Genomic DNA, 23,745 nt, shown 5'->3' on the forward strand with positions numbered 1-23,745 from the left:
TGTCAGGATATTTCGTTTTTCAGCGATTCACTGGTGCCGCCCAGAAAGGCGCGCTGCACCGCAGGATCGCTCTGCAAGTCGTCACTGGTGCCCTGCCCGACGACGCGGCCCGCCTCCAAGAGGTAGCCCCGGTCGGCCAGTGCGAGGCTCGCCCGCACGTTCTGCTCCACGATCACCAGCGTAAGGCCGGTGCTGCGGATACGTTTAAGGGCGGCGAAGACCTCTTTCACCACGATGGGCGCAAGGCCAAGGCTGGGTTCATCCAGAAGCAGGATGTCGGGATTCGACATCAGGGCGCGGGCGATGGCGACCATCTGCTGCTCGCCACCCGACATGGTGCCCGCCAGCTGGCGGCGCCGCTCGGCGAGCCTGGGGAACAGCTCGAACACCTCTGCCTGCCGCCCCGCGACCCCGTCACGAGCCCGTTCGGGATAAGTGCCCAGCGCCAGGTTCTCGGCCACGGACATGCGCGGGAAGATCCCACGCCCCTCGGGCACAAGGGCAATGCCACGCCCGACCCTTTCGTGGGCGGCAACCGTCGCCAGATCTGTGCCCTCGTGGCTGATCCGGCCCGAACGCGGCGCCACCACGCCACCGGCCGTCTTCAGAAGGCTGGATTTTCCGGCCCCGTTGGCCCCCAGGATCACCACGCATTCGCCCGGCTCCACCCGCATCGATACCGCGTCCAGAGCGACATGCTTGCCATAGGCAACGGTGAGGTTGTCGATCTCAAGCATCTTCTTCTCCCAAGTAAGCGGCCACCACATGGGGATCATCCAGCACATCTGCCGTCGGCCCGTCCGCGATCAGCTTCCCTGAGTTCATCACTGCGCAGCGCGGGCACAGGGCACGCACCGCATCCATGATGTGTTCCACCATGATGATGGTGATACCGGTTTCCTCCAGCCTGCGAATAAGGGCGATCCCCTCGTGCAATTCCGTCGGGTTCAGCCCCGCCAGCCATTCATCCAAGAGCAGGATGCGCGGCTCGGCCGCCAGGGCGCGGGCCAGCTCGAGGCGTTTCTGGTCGATATAGGTGAGGTCAGCAGCAGCACCCGACGCGCGATCCTCAAGCCCGACCATGGAGAGGCAGTCGCGCACCCGCGCGGCAAGCGCGCTGCCCCAGAGCCGTTGTGCCCCGAAAGCCGCCGGGACCATCACGTTTTCCTCGAGCGTCAGCGAGGGCAGGATGCGCACCAGTTGGAACGTGCGCGCGACCCCAGCACCTGCGATCACATCGGGACGCGCTCCTGACAATGGCCTTCCGGACACTGCAAACTGCCCCGCAGAGGGGCGCAATGCGCCAGACAACAGGTTCAGCAGCGTCGTCTTGCCGGACCCGTTCGGCCCCAGAAGGCCCAGAACCTCTCCCTTGCGCACCTCAAGCGAGACATCATTCACCGCCGTGAGGCCGCCAAACCGTTTGGTCAGCCCTTCGGTTTTCAGAAGAACACTCATCGGGCCGCCTCCCCTTTTGCATCACCCCTTGCCTTGCTGCGCAGTTTCTCAGCGGCAGCCAGCAGGCCGTCCGGCAGCGCATAGACCACCGCGAGGAACATCAGCCCCAGAAGGATCGAAAAGTGATCGGGAAAGCGTGCTGACAGCCATTCGAACAGCAGGAACAGCGGCACCGCGCCGAAGGCCGGCCCCCACAGCCTGCCCGCCCCGCCCAGAAGGGCCATGATCACGGTCAGGAAGCTGACGGTCGGGTTAAAGACGATCGAAGGTTCCACATAGACCCAGCGCGGCGCCTGGATTGCGCCAACAAGGGTGATGATGGTGGCCGAGGCCACAAAGAGCACCAGCTTGGTGCGCGCCAGGTTGATCCCGCTATGGGCCGCAACCGTCTCATCGTCACCGATGACGCGCAGTGCCAGACCAAGGCGGCTTTGCCGGATCCAGGCCGCCATCGCCAGCGTCAACGCGCCCAGCGCCAATAGCTGCCAGTAGATATGCTTGGCCTCCAGATCGAGGAAGATATAGCGGCCCAGTGTGCCGGTGATATTGACCTCGAACCAGGTGATGAGCTGGCGCACCAGTTCGGCCAGGCCAAAGGTGAAGATCACAAAATAGATGCCCGCAAGGCGCAGGGTAGACAGGCCCACCAGCAACGCCATGGTGGCCCCGATCCCGGCGGCGGCCAGCAGCACCAGCGGATAGGGCAGCGCCTCGTTGAGAACGGCAACCGTATAGGCACCCACCCCGAAAAAGGCGACCGTGGCCAGCGAGACATAGCGTGTCGGACCCGAGAACATCGCCCAGGCGGTCGCCAGCGTTACATAGCCTGCAAGGCCAACAAGAAGGCCGATGCCATAGCTGTCGAGAAATGAGGGAAGAACAGCGAGGCAGGCAAGCGCTGCAACAGAGACAATAATCCGCATGACTCAGCCCCCCGCCTTGCCAAAGAGGCCGTTGGGACGCCACAGAAGCACAACGAGAAACAGCGTATAGGTGGCCGCAAGCGTCAGCCCTGGATCGATGAAGGCCGCAACAAAGGTCTCGGCCAGCCCCAGGAACAGCCCCGCAATGAGCGCGCCCAGAATATTGCCGACCCCGCCCATAATCACCACGATCAGCGCCTTCATGGTGAAGACCACACCATCGGTGGCCGAGAAGGTCTGGTACATGGAGATCAGCGCGCCACCGGCTGCGGCCAGGGCTCCGCCCAGGGCAAAGGCCTGCCGCCCCATGCGGTCCACGTCGATACCCACCAGATAGGCCGAGTCCGGCGACAGTGCCACGGCGCGCATCGCGGTGCCCCAGCGGGTACGGATCAAAAGGGTGAACAGGCCAACACCGATCACCACCGACAAAACAAAGGCGATCAGGCGGTTGGCGGCGATGGTCACCCCCAGCATCTCGACCCCGGTATTGAGATAGGAATAGGAGGTAAAATCACTGCCAAAGGTCACCAGCATCACGCCCTGAAGCACGAACAAGAGGCCAAAGGTTGCAAGGATGGTATCGACCTCCAGCCGCCCGCCCCCGTCCGCACGTTTCACCAGAGGGCGCATCATCACCCGGTAGATCAGCCAGGAAAACCCGTATCCGAGAGGCGCCACCACCAGAAGCCCCCAAAGCGGGCCAACACCCCAGCCGGTGAACATCAGCGTCACCGCAAAACAGGCCAGCAGCATGAATTCGCCATACGCCAGGTTCATGATCCTCGATATGCCGTATTGCAGCGACAGGCCAAGCGCCAGGAGCGCATAGGTCCCGCCCAGCACCAGGCCGAGGAGAAGGGTTGAGATCAACATATTGTGTCCTTGAAGTCTTGTGTGCTGCGGCCCGCCTCATCGGGCCGCAGGCGCAGGGTTACGCGCGGGCGTCTACCACTTGGCTTTAGGGATCGCAGGCGCCGCCGCGCCGGAGCGATCCGAGGGGCTGACGGCCACAAAGCTGTCGCCCTGCCACTGACCCACGAACCACAATTTGCGCAGCTGGTTGCTCTCCATCGCGGTCTCACCAAGGATGGTGTCAAAGCTGCCGGAAGAGATCTCCTTGGCCAGGGCCTCATGATCGAGACCGACGCGGGACACCGCCTGCTCCAGGATCTGCAGCGAGGCATAGGTGATGGCGCTGGCCCAGCTGTCAGGGGCGTTTCCGGTCGCTTTGATGTGTTGCTGGAAATAGGCCTGGATCGCGGGGTTTGATGCGTCAACGCCACCAATGGACATCACGCCTTCCTGCTTGCCGCCGGTGATCTTGGCATAGACGGGGAAGGCCCCGCCCACACCGATGTAGAACACCTTGGGGTTATAGCCCGTGGTCATTGCCTGCTTGGTCACGCCAAAGCTGCCCGGCGGGTAGGAAAAGGAAATGAAACTGTCCGCACCCGAGCCCTGCACCTCGTTCAGCATCGCGGCAAAATCGGACGTGCCCAGCGGATAGGATGCATCATAGACCGTCTCGAACCCCGCCTCTTTCAGCGCGGGTCGCGCTGCCTTCACGAGATCGATCCCGAAACCATCCGCGACCGAGATCATAGCAACCTTGTTGTTGATCGCCCCGGCATCGCGGGCCGCCGCCAGCGCCTCGACCAGTGCGGTCGCGTAGTCATGCCCGCCGCCCAGCATCCAGAAGGACCGGTCCCAGCGCGCGGCAAATTCCGGTGCCTTGTCGGTTACCGCCGTCACCGCCAGCTGCGGATAGCCGAAGCGGTCCATCAGCGGCGCAATCGCCAGATTGCTGCCGGTGCCCCAGGGCGGCAGGATCAGGTCGACCTTGTCCTGTGTCGCAAGGCGTTCAATCGCACGCACCAGATCCTCGGCGCTGGAGCGATCGTCGTATTCCACAACCTCGATCTTGCGCTGGCTGCCGTCGGGCATCGTCAGACCACCCTTTGCGTTCACCTCGGCCACCCAAAGCTCGTAGTTTGGGATGGTGGTGATCCCTGCCCCGGTCGCATTGGGGCCGCTTTTCGATACAGCATAGCCTATCTTGACAGGCGCCTCGGCTATCGCCGGAGCGCCCAGCGCCAGCATCGCGCCGAGCGCTACAGGAACCGCGCGCAGCAAGGCGCGCCGTGAAAATTTAGACATGTGACTCCTCCCAGTCATGTTGTCCCGAGACGGCATTTGAAAGCCACCCGGTTCGCCCGCCAAAAGGAGGCGGGACTTCCTCCACCGCGTCAGCCTATTGAAAACAGTTGTTTATAAAATGTGCTTTTGAAGGTAAGAATTGCACTACTGAGGCTGTTTCCACCCAACAGGCACCATGCGAAATGTTTTCCGACCAAAGAACGCAGATCATCGCCCGCCAGATTCGCAGCCCCCTTGCCGAGACGACCTACAATCTGCCGGTCGCTCAGGGCATTCTTCTGCTGCTGGAAGCCGGACGCGGACGGGTAGACGGCACCCCTCAGGAGCTGCAATTCGACGCCCCCCGCGCGGTCTGGCTCTCGACGCCCAGGCAGGGGAGACTGCGTCTTGCCTCGGGGAGCCGCGGGGAGATCCTGCACCTGAACGACAGCGCGATTGCCCGCGCCCTGCCCGCCACAGCCCTGGGGGACGAGCTGGCGCGTATCCTGCGCCGGGATCTGTCCGAGCCGCTGACACGTCAATCAGAACGCATGGCGGGGTGGATGCGGGACCTGCGTGAAGAGCTCTCTGGCGCCGAGCCTGCCTCTGAGCTTGCTGCCGAACATCTCCTGTCCCTCCTGCTGGTGCAGATCTGGAGGCTTGCGAGGGAACAGCGTCCCCGCTCGGCCGCAGCGACCGGAGGGCTGGTTCAAAATTTCGTGCAACTGGTTGGTCTGCATTTGCGGGATCACTGGAAAGTGGCAGATTACGCCCTTGCGCTGGGTGTCAGCCGCGACAGGCTTGGCAGCGCCGTGCGCCGCGCAACGGGGCGCTCACCGCAGACCTATCTGCACGAGGCCCTGGCCCGCGAAGCGTCAGAGCTTCTGGCAAATTCGGGCCTCTCGGTAGCCCAGATCGGCTTTCGCCTCGGGTTCTCGGACCCGGCCTATTTCAACCGTTTTTTCACGCGGACGCAGGGCCTTTCACCGGGACGGTTCCGCAGGAAGATGGCCTCAAGAGGCAGCCAGCCGACGTCTTTCTCTGCCTGGCCCTGACCCCAAGCCCCCAGAGTTAACGGTCCGGCCGGTTTTGTGATCCACCTGCTGCAATGACGAACGCGTCATCCACCCGCATCAATAATGGACGAGCGCCCAGAGGTACGGGTCGGCGCAAACTGAAAGCCTGCCATCTTTTTTTTCCGCTTTCGGGAAGGGCCCAGCCAATTGGCGCTTGCCGCCCAACAGACGGCTTTCCCCAGGATTGGTATCCTGTACTGCCGCGCAATTCGCCCTTTGCGGGCTGGCGACCTTTGCCGTCCTGGGCTTCATGATACGCCAAAAGGCGTCCGTGGAACCGCAGCCGCCTACGCCACCCCGATGAGGCAGATCATGCTTACGTCCCATTGCACACGCGTTTTCCATAGGCGCTTTTTGACGCCTTGCTGGTTTCGCTCAATGAACGCAAGGACTTACCATCCGGACCAGCGCACCATAACCGCCCGTAAATTCTTCGCAATCCGGCTGAAAAGTTACAGTATATTAACCGCACTGATCGAGACTGGTAGAAGCCGGTGCAGGATCTGCCTGCTCCTCCTGCATGCGCTTTTCACCGGTGCAGGGTTCTTCGCAGATCCCATATTTGGCTGGCGTGTGTTACGGGGTTGTTAGATTATGTTGAAATACGAAGATGATGGGGCATTTGGCTCAGCAGATACCGGTGCAATCACAAACGGTGCCGCGCGCCCCTTGCTCGCACTGGCCGTCGATGACGATCCGATCGACAGGTTACGCCTGACAAAAATCTGCAAAAACGCCGGGTTGAAGATTGATTTCATCGAGGTCGCAACTCTGAACGAGATGCGTGAAGAGTTGGACCAGCACCAATTCGATTTCGTCTTCCTTGATCACAACCTCGGGATGGAAACGGGGCTGGACGCGCTCAAAATTCTGCTTTCCCACGAGGATCAGGTCAACGCGATACCTATCATGCTGACCAGCATGACCTCGCATACGATCGCGGTCGAGGCCATGCGTGAGGGCTGTGCCGATTACATTGTCAAAGAAGAACTGACTGTTTCTTCCCTCGTAAAATCGATCACCTCTGCCATCGAGCGACGCATCCTGTTTTCACAATTGAGCGGTGCTCAGGCCTTCCAGCGATCCGTCACAGAGGTCATTGAGCGTTTTATGCGAACGTGCGGTCCGGAAATCCGCGAAATCCTCGGGCAGACATTGAAAACCCTGCGCGGGTTAAAGGCAATCAACCGAAGCGAAAACACGCTTGATCCGGTCATCCTTTCCAACTTCACCCTGCTTGAACGCGGCTGCAAGGATCTGACAGTCCTGGTCGATGATCTCAGCAGTGTTGTTGCCACTGCGCGTGGAGTTTCGGATCGCAGTCAGAAAACGATCCCCAAGCGGCCCTAGGTCTCGATAATCGCTTTTCAGATGCAAGAGTTGAGTTACAGTCAACCCAAAGCTACCCCCTGCGGACGATGGCTCTGGGGAAACTGGCACTCCTCTCAAGTCGCAAATCACAACCGCCGACACGGAGATAGATAAGCTCATGCCGACCGCCCGGCGCTTTACACTGAGAACTCGGATCGCGCTCGTGGTTTTTGCGTCAACAGGTTTGGCTCTGCTTTGTGCTTCGGCCTTTCTTTATTCACAACTCCTTCAGGCGCACAGGCTCTCCTTGCTGGACGGCATGAGGTTTGCGGGTTCCTCCTACGCCAAGCGCATCGAAAAGACCCTGACAGGACTGGAAGACGATGCTCATATCATGGGCGTTGCCGTACAATCCCTGGACCCGACGAACCTTATCCTGTTGAGTGACGTGTCAGCCGCTGACCAGCAGCAAGAGTTTCAGGAAAACATGGACAGGATCGCCCATGTATTCCGCGAGTTTCTAAGCACCCATGAGCCTTACACGCAGCTGCGATTGCTCTCCAGGTCAGGAAACTGGCAAGAGCGCGTTCGGATCAATCGCGAGGGCGACACCCTCATCACCGTTCCTTCCGAAGAGTTGCAGCAGAAGGGCGGCGAGCCCTATGTGCGTCCAATGCAAGACGGGTACGCAGGGGACGTGTATCTGTCCGAACTGACGCAAAACCGGGAATTCAACCGCCCCTCCGGAGGACCCGCCATCCGCGCAATCCAACCTTTGCGGAACAAGGCAGGAGACATCATCGGAGCCGTCGTCATCAACGCGGATGCAGAAGACCTGCTGACCGGCGCCAACCTGACGGTAGCACCCGGGTTTCAGGTTTTCGCCGTCAGCAACAGCCTGGACTATATATCGCTTGGCAATAGCGATGCCCCAGCGCGCCTTGTTTTTCATGAAGACCCCGACTGGGTTGCCCCGCCTTTCGCAGACCAACTGGGCACAACGGAAGCCCAAGCCCTTCTTGATCCGGAAACCGACAATCTGGTCTACTGGTCAGCCGCTCTTGCCAACAGCGACGACAGTCCTCTCAACTTCACCGTTCTGGCAGTAGCGGACGGGCCCGCCATTTCCGCTCCGGGGCTTTCCAGGCTGCAAGGCATTGCGACAGTCTCTGTCTGCCTGGCGACCCTGTCGGCCCTTGGCGCCTACATTCTTGCCTCCCGTTTTCTGGCTCCGCTCACCCATCTGAACGAAGAAATCCAGAGAAAGGTCCAAAGCGTTGAGCCCGTCACCTTTGAAAGTCGGCACAACGATGAGATTTCGGACCTTGCAAGCAGCTTTTCTCAGATGGTCAACAACCGGATATCGGAAGCAGCGCGCCTGAATTCCATTGTCCAAGGTGCAGCAGACGGCATCATTGCAATCAGGAGTGATGGGACGATATCGGAGGTGAACCCGGCCGCGGAACGGCTGTTTGGCTATACTGCGGATGAATTGATTGGGCAGCCGATCAACAAGCTGATGCCAGCAGAAGATGCCGCACACCATCATGTTTACCTTTCCCGCTCGCTACTGTCCGCAACACCTGTAGAGATGGCCAAAAATCGAGAGATTTTCGGGCTTTGCAAGGACGGCAGCCGGATCTCACTGGGGATCGCTGTCAGCCGGATCATATATGGCAACGACACGCATTTCATTGGATTGATACGGGATAACTCGGAACAGAAAGCTGCGGAAGCCGAAGTGAATGCACTGATCGCAGCGCTTCAGCGGTCCAACGAGGAATTGGATCAATTCGCCTATGTCGCGTCCCACGATCTGAAGGCGCCCTTGCGGGTCATCAACAATGCCGCGAACTGGCTGGCCGAGGACCTGGAGCCCCATCTGACGGAGGACACCCAGGAAAGCCTCGATTTGCTGCGCAACCGGGCGACCCGGATGGAGCGTCTGCTGGACGATTTGCTGCGACACTCTCGGGTTGGACGGGATGACGGGCCTGCGGTCATCATTTCCGGCCAGGAGCTGCGGGAGGAGCTGACAGGGCTTTTGGATGTTCCCAATGGCATGACAGTCCACTTCTCCGATACTTTCGACACCCTTGAGGTCCGCAGAATGCCCTTGCAGATCATCCTGCTCAATCTCATCAGCAATGCCATTCGTCATCACGACAAGGCCTTCGGAGAAGTATGGGTCGATGCAGAAGACAACCCGACTGAGATTGTCTTTAGCGTCAAAGACAACGGCCCCGGAATTCCGGAAGAGTATCACAACAAGATTTTTGAGATCTTTCAGACCTTGAAACCCAGAGACGAAGTGGAAAGCAGCGGCATGGGCCTTGCGCTGGTCAAGAAACATGCGACGCTGGCAAACGCCAAGATCAGCGTGGAGTCGGACGGAAGATCAGGATCCAAATTCACGCTGCACTGGCCCAAACCTCAACCACAGCGAACTGGCAGCTAGAAATGACCGAACAAGTCTCTCTCTCTCAACGGGCATTGAACATAGTCCTCGTCGAAGATGATGACGGTGACGCGAAGGCACTTCAGCGTGCCTTTCAAAAGGCAAAGATCGCCAACCCGCTCCTTCGAGTCCGCGACGGCGTGGAAGCCCTAGAATTTCTTCGCGGCCAGATGGAGATTACTCCTCCCAAGAAATTCGTGGTGCTGTGCGATATCAACATGCCGCGCATGAATGGTCTCGAACTCCTGCGCGAAATTCGCAATGATCCCCATCTGTGCAAGACACTCATTTTCATGCTCACCACGTCGGACGACGAAAGCGACATAGAAACCGCATATCGCAACAATGTCGCAGGATATATCGTCAAATCACGGGCTGGCCACATGTTTCTGGACTTGATGGACACCTTGAACGCATATTGGCGCGTTGTCGAACTACCTGATATCTAAAGGGGTTTTCCATGCTCGACATCATGATAGTCGATGATGATGATGCAGATCGCAAACTGCTGCGCAGACTGTTGAGATCACCTCAGGAGGATCGTTCCTTCCGTGAGGCAAGCAACGGCAAGACCGCTCTGGAATACGCGGGACAGGAGATCGATGTCATCTTCCTGGATTATCTTCTGCCTGGCCTCACCGGATTGGATCTTCTGGAACGTTTCGCGAAGACCTGGCCCAAAGCCGCTATTATCCTCATGACCGGACAAGGTGACGAGGAAGTGGCCAAGTCTGCCATTCTTCAAGGTGCATCGGACTATATTCCCAAGTCGATCATGACATCGAGCGCTCTCAACCGCATGATGGAAAACGGCATGAAAGTGTCCCGCATGCGCTGGAAGCTGGAAGAACAGCGGCGCGAACTCAGTCTCTTTTCAGACACGCTGGTCCACGATCTAAGAGCGCCGGTGCGCGCAATTCAATTTCTGAGCGAGCAGATCCAGGCCGACTTCGACAACGGACAGATGGAGGAAGTCTACAAAGAATTCGACATGATGAAGCTTTCGGTCACCCGCATGTCGGAACTGATCGAGAGCCTGGCGTGCCATGTCAGCCTTGATGGAACCTCCAAATGGGAACACGTCTCGCTGGAGAACCTGTGCGAGCGGGTCAGCATGGCCCTGGCACGGGAGATTGCGGACAACGGCGCGGAATTGACATGGAACACGCACAGACTGTCGGCCTACTGCATCGCGCCGGAGATCGCGCAACTCATCCAGAACCTGGTTGCCAATTCCATTAAGTACTGCGGTGATGACACGCCCAGAATTCATATCGAAGCGCAAGAAATCGACGGCGGTGTGCAGCTTACGATTTCCGACAACGGAGTTGGTATACCTGATGAGTTTCGGGAAACCATCTTTGCCCCGTTCAAAAGGCTGCAACAGACCTCAAGCCTCCCCGGGAGCGGCCTCGGCCTGGCGACCTGTCGAAAGGTTGCCAGACGTCATGGCGGCGACATCTGGTGCGGGGACGCCGAGGGCAGCGGCACAAAAATCCACGTGACCCTGAAAGCGCGCGAGCAGGGCATCCCTCAGTAAACCAGGGAACCTCGTGCACGGCCCTCGAAGGGAGCGGCGACGAGCGAACCGGTCGAGGCGCCTTCACAAAACGACGTCACGAACCGGCCAAAACTCGCAAAGGTCTGCGCCGCAGCGTCAAATACGACCTCCTGCCGCGCAGGACTGCCTCCAAGGCGTTCCAACTCGGCCAGAAGAAACCGCCACAGTTTTGGTGACGTGCCGGCGGACAGATACTCACATTTGGCCCCGGGCAAGTTGGTCATGACGGCTGCACCGAGCGTCTTCGCGCCAAATCCCGCCCCGTGCACCACATAGAGCGCCCCGATCAGAGCATCGCAAGATCCTTCGGCATGGGTCAAATCGGCATGCACGGCGTCAGAATACAAGGGATAGCAACCCTCGGTATCCCGGCTCAATGCCTCTATGTTGGAGTTCAAAGCGCATTCCGTAAAAGCTCCCATACGCACGCGCACTCCCTCAACCGCCTGAAAGAACCGCAGATAGGCCGACAGGACCAGACTGTATCGCTCGCAAGTGAGGTCAGGATCGGTCAATGACGCAATCCAGGGATGGCTGTGCAAGCTTTCATGCGGCTGGGCTGTTGAGTTCGCCAGCTTTCGGCGCACGCTGATGCTTTGACGGTCATCCATGCAGATACTGAACGTCTTGCGGAATTCTGATCACGAAACGCGACCCGTCTTCCTGCCTTGCCAGATCCAGGGCAATCGTACCGCCGTGTTTGTGAGCCACCTTCTGGCAGACCGCCAAACCCAGCCCTGCCCCTTCTATGTAGGTTTGAACGGTCACGCGTTCCATCGGCTCAAAGATCTTGTGGGCAAACTTTTTGTCAACGCCCAATCCGTTGTCTTCAACGGAAACTTCCAAAACCCCGTCGTCATGAAGTATCGATGAAATCCCGATTACCGGTGGCCGGTCTGGATGGCGGTATTTCAAAGCGTTGGCAATCAGATTGAGGAACATGCGCTGCATCATCTGTTCGTTGCTTTCGATCACGGGAAGGTCGCACACTGTAATCTCAGCCCGTTCACTTCGGAGAAGGCCCGCAAGCAGGTCCTGCACATCCGCGACAACCTTGGACAGATCGACAGGCTTACGGACGAGAACCTGATTGTCCAGAACAACCAGTTCAAGCAGCCCCTCTGCCAGTTCGGATAGCTTCTCGCTCGATTTCTGGGCCAAAGCATGGGTTTCGCGCACGGCTTCGGGATCGAACCCGTCTTCGCTCATCCACTCCAGAGCCATATTGATCCCCCGCAAAGGCGCCTTGAGATCATGCGCCGCAGAATAGGCAAAGGAGCGCAGGTTCTCATTCTCTTCCTTCAGCAGCAGCTGAGACGCCATTATATCAAGGAATTCGGTAAAAATCTCACGTGCGCTTTGCAGTTCGGCGGCATTCCAGGGAATGCTCTGATCGTCGTGTTCTTGCGTCCAGGTTTCAAAGGACGTCCGGGGTGTGAGCCGCCCTTCTGAGTCACGCACCTTTTTGGGCTCGCCTGCCCAATGAACCGTTCGCGTCACCGGTCCCCGGAACCAGATCAGCTGGCAAACCCGATGCACGACTATGGGCTGGATCAACACTCCGCACGCCGTGTCAGCATGTTCTGCGGCCAGGGGCCATTCTTTTTGCAAAGAAATCGTTTGATACTGGTCTGATCCGCCCGGCCGGGTGGTGGCCCATTTGATCAGTTTACGGATGAAATCGGGCGGCGGCGTGCGACCCGAAGTATGCAGGTTTACGCCGAACTGGAAGGCAAACCCATCCGCGCCCAGAAATTCACGCAGGACCGGTATCAGATTGCTGATGACTTCCTCGATATTGCCATTTCGACGCAGAGAAGCCGAGAACAGGCTTTCGATCTGTCGCAACCGAGAGATCATGTCTGCCGTATCCGTTCGCTGCTGCTGCGCATGCCGCAGCATCAGTGCCGTGCCGATTTCCTGAATCAGCGTCCAGCTGTCGAAGGGGATCATCTCGGGTGTATCATTGTGAATGGCGATCAACCCCCACAGTTTGCCCTGATGCTTCAATGCAGTGGAAAAACTGGAGGACACCCCGATGTTCTGCAGATAGGTGATGTGCATGTTCGAGACCGCCCTCAGGATCGATCCCGTCAGGTCCAGTTCCGCACTCTCGCTGGCCAGGCACCTGACGCGCACCGGTTCGCCTGAAACCGTACCGATTGCCCGGTAGGGGACAATTGAATACAGCTCGCGCACGGGCTTGGGGATGTCCGTCGCAGGAAAACAAAGCCCCAGATAGGATGGCAGCACGCCATCAGAACTCTCCGCAATCACCTCGCCTGACCAGTCTTCATGAAACCGGTAGATCTTTGCGCGGGAATAGCCGGTGATTTCGCGCACCGCATCCACCGCGATTTTCAATGAAGCGTCGAAGTCCTCGGCATGAATGATACGGGCACATGCCGAACTGCAGATCCGCATTTTTGCCCGGACCTGTTTTGCCGCCCCGCCATGGTTCGGTATGATCTCTACGATCTGGCGCCCGGCATGACTGTGCACCACGAAATCATAAAGCGTGCCATTGCGCTCGAGATCGTACTCGAGAACGGAGTGCAGCATGCCCCGATCCTGTTTGGCCCCTTCAACCTGCCGTGCCAAATCTGCATCGAGCTTACGCAAGAGCATGCCAAGCAAGACATCCGGATCGATATCCCACAACTCTGCAATATTCTCGGATACGCCTGCTACGGTCCCGCTATCCGCATCAATCAAAAGCAGAGCACCAAAGGGCTGTATAGTCCCTATAAGGTGTATTTTCTCTCGATCACAGGAATCCAAATCAGCGGGATCACTGGTATTAAAAAAATGCGACAGGGAATGCGATGCAGGCATTTCTCCCCCCCCTTTTATTCATCTTCAAAGATGATTTCTGTCACTGTTCAAATGCGGACAACTCCGGTCTTTTGGAATCCACTCCGGCCTGTCCGAAAGACAGCAGAGGCAAAAAATCAGGCATTCTCAAGGAAGTGTAGTTTGAAGCCCCCAAAAGGCTTGCGTCAAAAATTGAAAGCTATCGCAAAAAACCCGGCCAGTTGTCTGAAGGCCAGTTGCACGCTGAATAAGGGTGTCAGGGTGATTGCTCGGTCGCAACGACCGTCATTTATCAACATCGTTCTACAGGGCCTGGAAATATCATTCCAATCAATTTCCTATAGAGAGGTCTCAGCCGCGAAGCGGTGAGCAGGGATCGAACCAAGCTCGCGGATCATTGCTCTTCTCCACAAAGGCCACCTGCATTTCCGCGTCATCCCGGGAAATGCAGGTGGGAACACCTTTACGGTGACGGCATCAATACCGAGCGTCCGTGCGGAGTATCAGCCGCACTTGGAGTGGCCACAGCTCCTGCAGGTCATGCAGCCCTCGACCATCTGCATTTCGAACTGGCCACAGCTGGGGCACGCCTTGCCGCGCGGTGTCTTGAGGCTCACCACTTCGGCCTTGGGATCGGACTTCAGGCCCATACCCTCGCCCTCAAGGAAGCCCGTCACCACCATATGGGTTTCGATCACGCCACCAATGGCCGCCAGAATCGAGGGGATGTACTTGCCCTGCACCCAGGCTCCGCCGCGCGGATCGAACACGGCTTTCAGCTCTTCCACCACGAAGGACACATCCCCACCGCGCCGGAACACGGCCGAGATCATCCGCGTCAGCGCCAGCGTCCAGGCGTAATGCTCCATGTTCTTGGAGTTAATGAAGACCTCGAACGGTCGGCGATGGCCACCGATAATGATGTCGTTGATCGTGAGGTAGATCGCGTGCTCGCTGTCCGGCCACTTCAGCTTGTAGGTATGCCCCTCCAGCGACTGCGGGCGGTCCAGCGGTTCTGACATGTATACCACTTCGGCGCCATTCTCGGTATCGCTTTCGTGGGGCGCATCCGCGGTTTCACCCGGCGCGGTATCGGCGCTTTCGCTGACCGACAGGACCGATCCGGTAACATCGTTGGGGCGATAGGTGGTGCAGCCTTTGCAACCCTGATCCCAGGCCTGCATGTAGACATCCTTGAAATCGTCGAAGGAAATGTCCTCGGGGCAGTTGATGGTTTTGGAGATGGAACTGTCGATCCATTTCTGCGCCGCAGCCTGCATCTTGACGTGATCGGCAGGTGCCAGGGTCTGGGCGTTGACGAAGTACTCCGGCAGTTCTGCATCGGCGCCGAACTTGTCGCGGTACATCTTGACCGCATAGTCCACCACTTCCTCTTCGGTGCGCGAGCCGTCCTTTTGCAGAACCTTGCGGGTATAGGCATAGGCAAAGACCGGTTCGATCCCCGAGGACACGTTACCTGCATAAAGGCTGATGGTTCCGGTGGGCGCGATCGAGGTCAACAGGGCGTTGCGGATGCCGTGCTCGCGGATTGCGTCCCGCACGTCCTCGTCCATGTTCATCATGTTGCCTGACGCCAGATACTTGTCCGCATCGAACAGCGGAAAGGCGCCTTTTTCCTTGGCAAGGTCCACCGAGGCCAGATAGGCGGCGCGGGCGATCTGGTGCAGCCATTGATCCGTCTGACGCGCCGCCTCGTCCGAACCATAGCGCAGCCCCAGCATCAAGAGGGCATCGGCCAGCCCCGTGACGCCGAGGCCGATCCGGCGTTTGTTGCGCGCCTCTTCGGCCTGGGCTTCCAGCGGAAACTTGGAGACATCGACGACGTTGTCCATCATCCGCACCGCCGTTGCGACCAGATCCTGCATGGCATCAAGGTTCAGCTCGGCGTTTGCCTCAAACGGGTTCGTGACCAGCCGCGCCATGTTGATCGACCCCAAAAGACAGGCGCCATAGGGCGGCAGGGGCTGCTCGCCGCAGGGGTTGGTGGCGCAGATTTCCTCGACATAGGAGAGGTTGTTGGCCTTGTTGATCCGGTCGATGAAGATCACGCCCGGTTCGGCATAATCGTAGGTGGCCTGCATGATCTTGTTCCACAGATCGCGCGCCTGGACCGTGTGATAGACCTTGTTTCCAAAGACGAGATCCCAGGATTTGTCCGCTTTGACCGCATCCATGAAATCATCCGTGACCAGCACCGACATGTTGAACATGCGCAGGCGGGCCGGGTCGGATTTCGCTGTGATGAACTGCTCGATATCGGGGTGATTGCAGCGCATGGTGGCCATCATCGCCCCGCGGCGCGAGCCTGCCGACATGATGGTGCGGCACATGGCATCCCAGACATCCATGAACGACAAGGGCCCCGAGGCATCCGCCGCCACGCCTTTTACGTCCGCGCCACGTGGCCGGATGGTCGAGAAGTCATAGCCGATGCCGCCGCCCTGCTGCATGGTCAGGGCCGCCTCTTTCAGCATGTCAAAGATGCCGCCCATGCTGTCCGGCACGGTGCCCATGACGAAGCAGTTGAACAGCGTCACCTGCCGCGCGGTTCCCGCCCCTGCGGTGATGCGCCCGGCGGGGAGGTACTTGAAGTCCTCGAGTGCATCAAAGAACTTTGCCTCCCAGATCTCGGGCTGGTCTTCGGCCCGCGCCAGATCCCGCGCAATGCGGCGCCATGTGTCCTCGACGGTCACATCGATCGGGGTTCCGTCCGCCTGTTTGAAGCGGTATTTCATGTCCCAGATCTGCTCGGCAATGGGGGCGGCAAAGCGGCTCATACAGCGAATCCCTTGTGGCTTTTTGTTGTGAGGTGGCGCTCTCGATACTACACCGTTTATCCCTTTCTCAACGATCAATTCACATTTCGGAAGTGGTTTTTTACTCTTGATTGCACAATATATTGCGCTAACCACATCAAACCCACACCAGATCATGTAAGCTCGGTGGGTGAATCTGTGGACAACCTGTGGACAACCCACGCAGCAAAACCGATTGACCTGTCCAGCGCGCGCTGGCGAAAACGGACCTCTTGCTCCTGCACAAAAAGCGATTTGCGACAGCTTGCCGTCCCCAGCAAAAAGCCTAATGTGTGGCCTCCGGACGCAAACGCGTACCGGCTTGGACTTGTGGGGGTCGTCTTGGAAAAACATGTGAACCTGGTGAAACTCTCGGTCGGAACCGAAAGCGTCGATTCGCTTGCCGCCTGGCAGACCCAGTATCGCAAGACCCTGCCCGAGGGCCTGCCCCGCCATGTCACGCGCATGTGGCCCAAAAGAGAAACAGAGCTGCTGAACGGCGGCTCCATCTATTGGGTGATCAAGGGTCTGATTCAATGTCGCCAACGCATTCTGCGTCTGGATGAGGTTACTGGCAGCGATGGCATCCGCCGCTGCGCCATCATCCTAGCGCCAGAGATCCATCGCACCAACACAGCGCCCAAACGCCCTTTCCAGGGCTGGCGCTACCTGAAGCCGGAAGATACCCCGGCAGACCTGCCAGAGGGGCGTGAACAGGAAGAGCCATTGCCGCTCGAGCTGTCGCAGGCGCTTGCGGATATCGGCGTGCTCTAGAGCAATCTGAACGGACCGATGGCAAGCGCTCCCGCGGCGCATGCGGGCATTGAAATGCCCTTTTCACCTTGGGCCCGCCCCCCGCTGGCGCGGGGGCGGCTGCGCCCGGGTCAGATCGCCTTTTCGATCAAGGCAAGGAGGTCTTTCAGGGCCTTCTTTTCCTGCGGGCCGTAGTCTGCCTCACGGCTGCGCCAGAGGGTGGCCTGGGATTTCAGAACCAACCCATCGCTCAGCAGCTTGAGGTGATTTGCCCGCAGGGTCTCCCCGGTCGAAGTGATATCGGCCACCATTTCGGCGGTCTCATTCTTCACGGTGCCCTCGGTCGCGCCCTGGCTGTCGACGAGTTGGTAGTCCGCAACCCCGGCTTCGTTCAGGAATTCGCGCACGAGGCGATGATATTTGGTCGCAATCCGCATGCGGTGGCCATGAGTCTGGCGGAACGCCGCTGCCACCGCATCCAGATCGTCCAGCGTATCCACATCGATCCAGAACTGCGGCACGGCAAGCACCAGGTCGGCAAAACCAAAGCCCATCGGCTCCAGTTCTTCGATCTGCTGCTCCCAGCGCGGCAGCTTTTCCTGGACGAGGTCGGTGCCCGTCACTCCTAGATGAATACGGCCAGCGGCCAGTTCACGCGGGATCTCACCGGCGGACAGCAGGACCAGTTCAACCCCCTCGACCCCTTCGACAACCCCGGCATATTCGCGCTCGGCTCCCGTGCGGGACAGGGTGATGCCCCTCTTGGCGAACCAGTCAAAGGTCTTCTCCATCAATCGCCCCTTGGAGGGCACGCCCAGTTTCAGGCTCATGACTTGCCCTCCTCGAGCATCAGCATCAGGTCCGGGCGCAAGACGCCGCCGACCGCAGGGATCTCGTCCCCCTGCCCCAGTTGCCGGGTCAGCGCGTCATAGCGCCCGCCGCTGGCCACAGGCGGCAGGCCCGGTTTGGCTTCCGCATAGAATCCGAAGACAAACCCATCGTAATATTCCATCGAGGTGCGCCCGTAGGAGGCCTCGAAATCGAGGCTTTCGACATCGATACCCCGCGCCTTCATCGCTGCGGTGCGCGCCTCGAGCCGGTCCAGAGCGGGCAGGATCGAAGGCAGATCGACAGCGATATCGCGCATCTGCTCGATCGCATAAGGCAGCGTCTCGCGCACCGTCATCAGAGCTTCCAACGCCAACAGTTCGTGCTCGGAAATCGGCGGCATCGCGGCATCGGCACGCAACAGCTCAACCCGAGCGTCCACCTCGGCGGCGCGACGCTTGCCAATCGCAGGGGCCGAGCCGGACAAGGGGCCTTCGGTTGACAGCAGTTTCCTGCGGCTTTCCGGCAGGGCGACGCGACCGGCATAGCGCTCCAGCAGACTGCGGAAACGACGCGGACGCCAGATATGCCGCATGAGGGCCGATTTGCGTTTTTCCGTCGTATTCAACCCCTCAACGGCAGCCATCAGGATGCCGATATCGCCGGTCGCAGCGCGCACGGACAGACCGCGCAGTTGCAGCGCGATCAGGGCAAAGACCTCAGCATCCGCCCCTGCGGGATCATCGCGGTCAAAGACCTCGTAGCCGACCTGGAGATACTCATTGGCGCGGTCCGGGTCATGCTCCTGACGCCGAAACACTTCACCTGCGTAGGTATAGCGCGCCGGCTCAGCCCCCTGGCGCATATGCATCTGCACCACGGGCACGGTGAAATCGGGGCGCAGCATCTGCTCACCGCGCAGCGCATCCGAGGTGATATAGGCGCGGGCGCGGATGTCCTCGCCATAAAGATCCAAGAGGGTTTCAGCGGGCTGGAGCAGCGGCGGGTCAACCACCTGCGCCCCGGCCGCCTCGAAATTCATCCGCAGCCGGGCAGCGCGGGCCAATGTGTCTGAGCGTGTGGGCATCGGCCTATTCCTGACTGTCGAGAATCTCGCGCACCTTGGCGACGAGATCTGCACGCGACACTTCGAACTGGCTGGGGCGTTCCTTCCATTCCTTAAGCGTGGCGCTTTCGGCGATCTTGGCGCCAAGGATCAGGTCCTTGATCTGCACCACACCGCGCTCCTTTTCGTCGCCGCCCTCGATCACGGCGACCGGAGAATGACGTTTGTCAGCGTATTTCAGCTGATTGCCGAAGTTCTTGGGATTACCCAGGTAAACCTCGGCGCGGATGCCCGCAGCCCGCAGTTCCGCGACCATGGCCTGATAATCGGCCATGCGATCACGGTCCATCACGGTCACCACAACGGGGCCGGTGGGCTGGGTGGCAAGACGTCCCTTTTCGCGCAGGGCCGCCAGCAGGCGATCCACACCGATAGAGACGCCCACGGCGGGAACTTCCTGGCCAGTGAAACGTTTGACCAGCCCGTCATAGCGACCGCCACCGGCAACCGAGCCGAACTGCCGCTTGCGGCCCTTCTCATCAAGTATTTCAAAGGTCAGTTCTGCCTCGAACACGGGACCGGTGTAATAGCCAAGGCCACGCACCACCGAAGGATCAATCTCGATCCGGTCGGAGCCATAGCCGCCAGCGGCCAGCAATGCGCCGATCTGTTCAAGTTCTGCGATACCCTCGGCACCGATCTTGCTGTCGCCAACGGCGGCACGCAGGTTGTCCAGCGTTCCGGAGGTATCGGTGGCCTTCGACGTCAAAAAGGCCAGCACAGGTGCGGCTTGTTCATCGCTCAGGCCAACGCCATCGATATAGGCGCCCGAGGCATCAAGGCGCCCCTTGCCCAAAAGCTGGCGCACACCCTCTTCACCGACCTTGTCGAACTTGTCGATGGTGCGCAGCACGGCATCCCGCTGCCCCTCGTCGGCCAGCCCCATGGTCTCCAGCACACCGTTCAGCACCTTGCGGTTGTTGACCCGCACCAGGTAGTCGCCGCGCGGAATGCCGACGGTCTCCAGCGTGTCCGACAGCATGGCGCAGATCTCGGCATCCGCCGCCATGGACGAGGTGCCCACGGTATCGGCATCGCACTGATAGAACTGACGGTAGCGGCCCGGACCCGGCTTTTCATTGCGCCAGACCGGCCCCATCGCATAGCGGCGATAGGGGGTTGGCAAATCGTTGCGGTGCTGGGCATAGACCCGCGCGAGGGGCGCGGTCAGGTCATAGCGCAGGGCCATCCAGTCGCCCTTGCCATCCTCATCGGCCTCCTGCCAGGCAAAGACACCCTCGTTCGGGCGGTCCACATCCGGCAGGAACTTGCCCAGCGCCTCGACCGTTTCCACGGCGGAGGATTCCAGCGCATCAAACCCGTATCGATGATAGACCCCGGCAATCGCCTGCAGCATTTCGGTGCGCTGAGTGACCTCGGCACCGAAATAGTCGCGGAAGCCCTTTGGCGTCATGGCCTTGGGACGGGGTTGTTTCTTGACTTTGGCCATCGTGGCCTCCTCACGGGTGTCTTTGGGTCTGATCTGTGCCGCGGGGTCTAGCCGATGGATGTAACAACGGCAAGGTAGCGCGGCGGTGTCATGCGCCGACGCGACCCGGCTGCGGCAGATGTGCAGCGTGCCAGCCCGCCTCAGATATCCGAGAAATCCCCCGCGCGCCCCTTTCCACCGGCAAAGCGCGCGGCGCCATGGCGCCCCTCGGCGGCGAATGCCGACCGTGAGAGCCACTCGCGCCGCAGTGCAGCCGCCAAGTGCGCAGGCGCCATGCGCGCGGACAGGTGATCGGCCAGCATGCAGCCCTGCGGAAAACGCGCAAGATCTGCGGCCAGTTCCCGTGCAGTCTGCAGAGCCTCCCCCCTGGCACAGAGACGATCCACCAGTCCCATGACATGCGCCTCATCCGCCTCGATGCCGCGCCCGGTCAGGATCAGATCATTGGCCCGCCCCTGCCCCAATATCTGCGGCAATCGCACTGTTCCGCCATCAATCAGCGGCACGCCCCAGCGCCTGCAATAGACCCCGGCAACGGCGCCCTGCGCCATCACGCGCAGGTCACACCAGGCGGCAAGCTCAAGCCCGCCCGCCACGGCCGGCCCTTCGATGGCGGCAATCACAGGTTTCCTGAGCATCAGCCGGGAGGGGCCCATCGGTCCGGGCAAAGGATCGCCCATCGGATCACACCAGGCCTCTGGAATATCGAGGCCCGCGATCCAGTCATCTGCAGCACCAGATCCTGCGGACTTCAGATCGAATCCCGCGCAAAAGAAGCCCCCCGCCCCGGCCAGCACGGCAACCCGCGCATCATGGTCCCGATCGAAGGCAAGAAAGGCTTCGAACAGGGACTGTGCCGTATTCGGATCTACCGCGTTGCGCACCTCGGGGCGTCGGATAAGAATCGTGGTGACCCCATCCGCTGTTTCGCTGGTCACTGTCGTCATGTGCATTCCTCCCACGCCGCAGCCTGACGTTTCTCCCATGGACCGGCAAGCTGGCCCGGCGTATGACGTTGCGCAGCCAAGGAGAGTTATCATGCAGCATCTGGAAGAGCAGATTGCACATCTGACCCGCACTGTGGACGAGTTGAGCGAGGTGATGGCCCGCCAGCAAACCGAGCTGGACAGGCTGACATACCGCGTTCAGATGCTTATGGAGCGGGAAGCCAGTCGATCCCAGGAGGGCACAGGTGGGGTCATCTTTGCAGACGAGCGTCCGCCGCACTATTGAACCGCCACGGTCGGCGGCAGGACTCCAAGCGGACCGTGCGCGGGCCGGGCCGTGCGCGGGCGGGTAACGCGGTCATCCCGCCTTGGGAAAACGATCGTCCTTCGATTTCTCGGTATCTGGCTCCCGCATCAGCGACGACCACTTTGTCTCCAGCATCCATTCCACATCCTGCCCCGACATCGGGCGCGCGAAATGATACCCCTGCCCCATTTCGCAGTTCACAGATTGAAGGAAATCCGGGTCTTCAGCCGTTTCCACACCTTCGGCGATCACCGACAGATCCAAACCGTGGGCCAGCGCGAGGAACGCCCTCACGATCCGCTGGTTCTCCAGGTTGACATTGATACTGGAGATGAAGCTGCCATCGATCTTGATGCTGTCAAACGGCAGCTGACGCAGGTTGGAAAACGCAGAAAAGCCGGCGCCGAAATCATCAAGAACAACCGAAACACCAAGCTCGCGCAGTTCTGAAAATGCCGTCTGCGCCATCGCAAAGTCAGACATGATCGCAGTTTCCGTCAGCTCGACAATCAGGCGCCGGGCATCAAATTCCGCCTCTTCCAGGCTTTCGCGGATCTTTTCGACCAGATACCCGTCGCGAAACTGTGTGGGCGAGATGTTCACGGCAAGCCGCAGGGACGGATCCCAGTTTCGCGCCTTCAGCAGCGCCTGACGCAGGACACTCCACCCGAGGGCCGAAATCAACCCGACATCCTCGGCGATCTCGATGAACACATCCGGAGGAACCATGCCACGCGTTTCGTGCGTCCAGCGCGCCAGTATCTCGAACCCGTGCAGCCTGTTGGTGGAAATATCAAAAACCGGCTGGAAGAAGGGAGCGATCTCGTCATTGGCCACAGCCTGCTTGAGATCCAGCTCCAGGGCGCGGCGCTCAAGCGCGAACTGTTCCAATTCCTTGTCAAACCAGGCAAACTGCCCCCGCCCTCGCTTCTTGGCCGAGTACAGCGCCTGATCGGCAAACTGCAGGGCTGCGGGTGCCGTATGCTCCGCCGAAAGAAGGGCAAGCCCCATGCTGGTGCCGACAGACAGACGCAGACCGTCTTCGACAATCGGGAGCGAGATGGAAGCCAGAATACGCCGGGCGATGCTCTCTGCCCGCTCGACCGAAGAAGCCGGACCCAGCGCAATCGCAAATTCATCCCCCCCCAGACGAGCAACAAGATCGCCCTTTTCAAGCTCGGCTTTCAACCTCTCCGCCGTTCGCACAAGCACCAGATCACCATAGGCGTGTCCGTGCACGTCGTTGACCGCCTTGAAACGGTCAAGGTCCAGCATCATCACGATCTCGCCTTCCACAGTCCCGGCGCGATCCAAGCCCTGCAGATAATCCATGAAGGCCCGGCGGTTAGGAAGACCTGTCAGGGCATCATTGAAGGCCACCTCCTGCGCCTGACGTTCGGCCTTGTCCCGTTCGGCTGCGACTTTGGACAGTTGCCTCGACCTGACGATCAAGGCCACCATCAGGCCAAAAGCCAGGTTCAGGATAAGAACCGCGAGTTCATCCAGCTCCCAATCCTCATGGGCACGGCTATATTCATGAAACTCCTCGAACAGCTCAAACCGCACGCTGATTGCAAAAGTCAGCGTAGTGCCCGCTGCAATCAGCAGGTACATCCAGTTTTCTTTCAGCCTATCAAGGACAGTCGACACGCAGCGGCTCCACCAGGAGGGATACTTCCTTTCCGTGATAGGGCAGCTTTCCTAATAACCTGTTCAACCGTAAAGGGCTCTTTTCCTAAAGCTTTAGATACCCCCCAATCGCCAAACGGATCAGGTCC

The 23,745-nt window shown here is 59.6% G+C and carries 20 protein-coding genes; 7 read left to right on the forward strand and 13 right to left on the reverse strand.

Features of this window, described 5'->3' with window-relative positions; genetic code table 11:
- Window positions 1–2 precede the first annotated feature (2 nt).
- From AADA15_RS11115 to AADA15_RS11135, 5 genes are all read right to left on the reverse strand, one after another.
- Window positions 3–737: an ABC transporter ATP-binding protein gene (locus tag AADA15_RS11115; RefSeq protein ID WP_341641626.1), complete on the reverse strand. Its 735-nt coding sequence runs from the start codon at window positions 735–737 to the stop codon at window positions 3–5.
- Window positions 730–1,458 (reverse strand): ABC transporter ATP-binding protein, encoded by a 729-nt coding sequence (locus AADA15_RS11120; protein ID WP_341641627.1) that lies wholly within the window; start codon window positions 1,456–1,458, stop codon window positions 730–732. The genes AADA15_RS11115 and AADA15_RS11120 overlap by 8 nt, the downstream gene beginning before the upstream one ends.
- Window positions 1,455–2,381 (reverse strand): branched-chain amino acid ABC transporter permease, encoded by a 927-nt coding sequence (locus tag AADA15_RS11125; protein WP_341641628.1) that lies wholly within the window; start codon window positions 2,379–2,381, stop codon window positions 1,455–1,457. The genes AADA15_RS11120 and AADA15_RS11125 overlap by 4 nt, the downstream gene beginning before the upstream one ends.
- Before the next feature lie 3 nt (window positions 2,382–2,384).
- Window positions 2,385–3,257 (reverse strand): branched-chain amino acid ABC transporter permease, encoded by an 873-nt coding sequence (locus AADA15_RS11130; protein ID WP_341641629.1) that lies wholly within the window; start codon window positions 3,255–3,257, stop codon window positions 2,385–2,387.
- Window positions 3,258–3,329: 72 nt separating this feature from the next.
- Window positions 3,330–4,541 carry an amino acid ABC transporter substrate-binding protein gene (locus AADA15_RS11135; RefSeq protein WP_341641630.1) on the reverse strand — a complete coding sequence of 404 codons (1,212 nt, stop codon included), beginning with the start codon at window positions 4,539–4,541 and terminating at the stop codon, window positions 3,330–3,332.
- Between the two features lie 182 nt (window positions 4,542–4,723).
- On the opposite strand from AADA15_RS11135, the gene AADA15_RS11140 reads away from it, so the two are divergent.
- From AADA15_RS11140 to AADA15_RS11160, 5 genes are all read left to right on the forward strand, one after another.
- Window positions 4,724–5,575, forward strand: a complete 852-nt coding sequence (locus AADA15_RS11140) for a helix-turn-helix domain-containing protein (protein WP_341641631.1) — start codon at window positions 4,724–4,726, stop codon at window positions 5,573–5,575.
- Between the two features lie 615 nt (window positions 5,576–6,190).
- Window positions 6,191–6,946: a response regulator gene (locus AADA15_RS11145; protein ID WP_341641632.1), complete on the forward strand. Its 756-nt coding sequence runs from the start codon at window positions 6,191–6,193 to the stop codon at window positions 6,944–6,946.
- A 139-nt stretch (window positions 6,947–7,085) separates the two neighbouring features.
- Window positions 7,086–9,365 carry a sensor histidine kinase gene (locus AADA15_RS11150; RefSeq protein ID WP_341641633.1) on the forward strand — a complete coding sequence of 760 codons (2,280 nt, stop codon included), beginning with the start codon at window positions 7,086–7,088 and terminating at the stop codon, window positions 9,363–9,365.
- Window positions 9,366–9,367: 2 nt separating this feature from the next.
- A complete protein-coding gene (locus tag AADA15_RS11155; protein WP_341641634.1) occupies window positions 9,368–9,814 on the forward strand; it encodes a response regulator in 447 nt (148 codons plus the stop codon).
- A gap of 11 nt (window positions 9,815–9,825) precedes the next feature.
- Window positions 9,826–10,905, forward strand: coding sequence for an ATP-binding protein (locus tag AADA15_RS11160; protein WP_341641635.1), 1,080 nt, complete (start codon window positions 9,826–9,828; stop codon window positions 10,903–10,905).
- Here AADA15_RS11160 and AADA15_RS11165 read toward each other — a convergent pair.
- From AADA15_RS11165 to AADA15_RS11175, 3 genes are all read right to left on the reverse strand, one after another.
- On the reverse strand, window positions 10,899–11,441 hold the full coding sequence (locus AADA15_RS11165; RefSeq protein ID WP_341641636.1) for a heme oxygenase-like domain-containing protein: 543 nt from the start codon (window positions 11,439–11,441) through the stop codon (window positions 10,899–10,901). The two genes, AADA15_RS11160 and AADA15_RS11165, sit on opposite strands and share 7 nt — an antisense overlap.
- Window positions 11,442–11,529: 88 nt before the next feature.
- A complete protein-coding gene (locus AADA15_RS11170; protein ID WP_341641637.1) occupies window positions 11,530–13,761 on the reverse strand; it encodes an ATP-binding protein in 2,232 nt (743 codons plus the stop codon).
- A 482-nt stretch (window positions 13,762–14,243) separates the two neighbouring features.
- Window positions 14,244–16,538 carry an adenosylcobalamin-dependent ribonucleoside-diphosphate reductase gene (locus AADA15_RS11175; RefSeq protein ID WP_341641638.1) on the reverse strand — a complete coding sequence of 765 codons (2,295 nt, stop codon included), beginning with the start codon at window positions 16,536–16,538 and terminating at the stop codon, window positions 14,244–14,246.
- Window positions 16,539–16,898: 360 nt separating this feature from the next.
- Between AADA15_RS11175 and AADA15_RS11180 the strand changes: the two genes are divergently transcribed.
- Window positions 16,899–17,330, forward strand: coding sequence for a DUF1489 family protein (locus AADA15_RS11180; protein ID WP_341641639.1), 432 nt, complete (start codon window positions 16,899–16,901; stop codon window positions 17,328–17,330).
- Window positions 17,331–17,440: 110 nt separating this feature from the next.
- Here AADA15_RS11180 and hisG read toward each other — a convergent pair whose 3' ends face one another.
- From hisG to AADA15_RS11200, 4 genes are all read right to left on the reverse strand, one after another.
- Window positions 17,441–18,139 carry an ATP phosphoribosyltransferase gene (gene hisG / locus AADA15_RS11185; RefSeq protein WP_341641640.1) on the reverse strand — a complete coding sequence of 233 codons (699 nt, stop codon included), beginning with the start codon at window positions 18,137–18,139 and terminating at the stop codon, window positions 17,441–17,443.
- Window positions 18,136–19,224 carry an ATP phosphoribosyltransferase regulatory subunit gene (locus tag AADA15_RS11190; RefSeq protein WP_341641641.1) on the reverse strand — a complete coding sequence of 363 codons (1,089 nt, stop codon included), beginning with the start codon at window positions 19,222–19,224 and terminating at the stop codon, window positions 18,136–18,138. The genes hisG and AADA15_RS11190 overlap by 4 nt, the downstream gene beginning before the upstream one ends.
- Window positions 19,225–19,228: 4 nt before the next feature.
- Window positions 19,229–20,713 carry a histidine--tRNA ligase gene (gene hisS / locus AADA15_RS11195; RefSeq protein WP_341641642.1) on the reverse strand — a complete coding sequence of 495 codons (1,485 nt, stop codon included), beginning with the start codon at window positions 20,711–20,713 and terminating at the stop codon, window positions 19,229–19,231.
- Window positions 20,714–20,853: 140 nt separating this feature from the next.
- Entirely contained in the window at window positions 20,854–21,660 is an 807-nt protein-coding gene (locus AADA15_RS11200) for a crotonase/enoyl-CoA hydratase family protein (protein WP_341641643.1), read from the reverse strand.
- Between the two features lie 91 nt (window positions 21,661–21,751).
- Between AADA15_RS11200 and AADA15_RS11205 the strand changes: the two genes are divergently transcribed.
- On the forward strand, window positions 21,752–21,946 hold the full coding sequence (locus AADA15_RS11205) for a SlyX family protein (RefSeq protein ID WP_341641644.1): 195 nt from the start codon (window positions 21,752–21,754) through the stop codon (window positions 21,944–21,946).
- Window positions 21,947–22,018: 72 nt separating this feature from the next.
- Here AADA15_RS11205 and AADA15_RS11210 read toward each other — a convergent pair whose 3' ends face one another.
- Complete coding sequence (locus AADA15_RS11210; RefSeq protein WP_341641645.1) at window positions 22,019–23,617, reverse strand: putative bifunctional diguanylate cyclase/phosphodiesterase; 1,599 nt, start codon at window positions 23,615–23,617, stop codon at window positions 22,019–22,021.
- Between the last annotated feature and the right edge of the window lie 128 nt (window positions 23,618–23,745).

This window comes from Phycobacter sedimenti (assembly GCF_038148855.1).
GTDB classification, from domain to species: domain Bacteria; phylum Pseudomonadota; class Alphaproteobacteria; order Rhodobacterales; family Rhodobacteraceae; genus Phycobacter; species Phycobacter sedimenti.

Coding starts and splice junctions, on each gene's coding strand:
- AADA15_RS11115 (WP_341641626.1), bottom strand. CDS start 737: ATGCTTGAGATCGACAACCTCACCGTTGCCTATGGCAAGCATGTCGCT.
- AADA15_RS11120 (WP_341641627.1), bottom strand. CDS start 1,458: ATGAGTGTTCTTCTGAAAACCGAAGGGCTGACCAAACGGTTTGGCGGC.
- AADA15_RS11125 (WP_341641628.1), bottom strand. CDS start 2,381: ATGCGGATTATTGTCTCTGTTGCAGCGCTTGCCTGCCTCGCTGTTCTT.
- AADA15_RS11130 (WP_341641629.1), bottom strand. CDS start 3,257: ATGTTGATCTCAACCCTTCTCCTCGGCCTGGTGCTGGGCGGGACCTAT.
- AADA15_RS11135 (WP_341641630.1), bottom strand. CDS start 4,541: ATGTCTAAATTTTCACGGCGCGCCTTGCTGCGCGCGGTTCCTGTAGCG.
- AADA15_RS11140 (WP_341641631.1), top strand. CDS start 4,724: ATGTTTTCCGACCAAAGAACGCAGATCATCGCCCGCCAGATTCGCAGC.
- AADA15_RS11145 (WP_341641632.1), top strand. CDS start 6,191: ATGTTGAAATACGAAGATGATGGGGCATTTGGCTCAGCAGATACCGGT.
- AADA15_RS11150 (WP_341641633.1), top strand. CDS start 7,086: ATGCCGACCGCCCGGCGCTTTACACTGAGAACTCGGATCGCGCTCGTG.
- AADA15_RS11155 (WP_341641634.1), top strand. CDS start 9,368: ATGACCGAACAAGTCTCTCTCTCTCAACGGGCATTGAACATAGTCCTC.
- AADA15_RS11160 (WP_341641635.1), top strand. CDS start 9,826: ATGCTCGACATCATGATAGTCGATGATGATGATGCAGATCGCAAACTG.
- AADA15_RS11170 (WP_341641637.1), bottom strand. CDS start 13,761: ATGCCTGCATCGCATTCCCTGTCGCATTTTTTTAATACCAGTGATCCC.
- AADA15_RS11175 (WP_341641638.1), bottom strand. CDS start 16,538: ATGAGCCGCTTTGCCGCCCCCATTGCCGAGCAGATCTGGGACATGAAA.
- hisG (WP_341641640.1), bottom strand. CDS start 18,139: ATGAGCCTGAAACTGGGCGTGCCCTCCAAGGGGCGATTGATGGAGAAG.
- AADA15_RS11190 (WP_341641641.1), bottom strand. CDS start 19,224: ATGCCCACACGCTCAGACACATTGGCCCGCGCTGCCCGGCTGCGGATG.
- hisS (WP_341641642.1), bottom strand. CDS start 20,713: ATGGCCAAAGTCAAGAAACAACCCCGTCCCAAGGCCATGACGCCAAAG.
- AADA15_RS11200 (WP_341641643.1), bottom strand. CDS start 21,660: ATGACGACAGTGACCAGCGAAACAGCGGATGGGGTCACCACGATTCTT.
- AADA15_RS11205 (WP_341641644.1), top strand. CDS start 21,752: ATGCAGCATCTGGAAGAGCAGATTGCACATCTGACCCGCACTGTGGAC.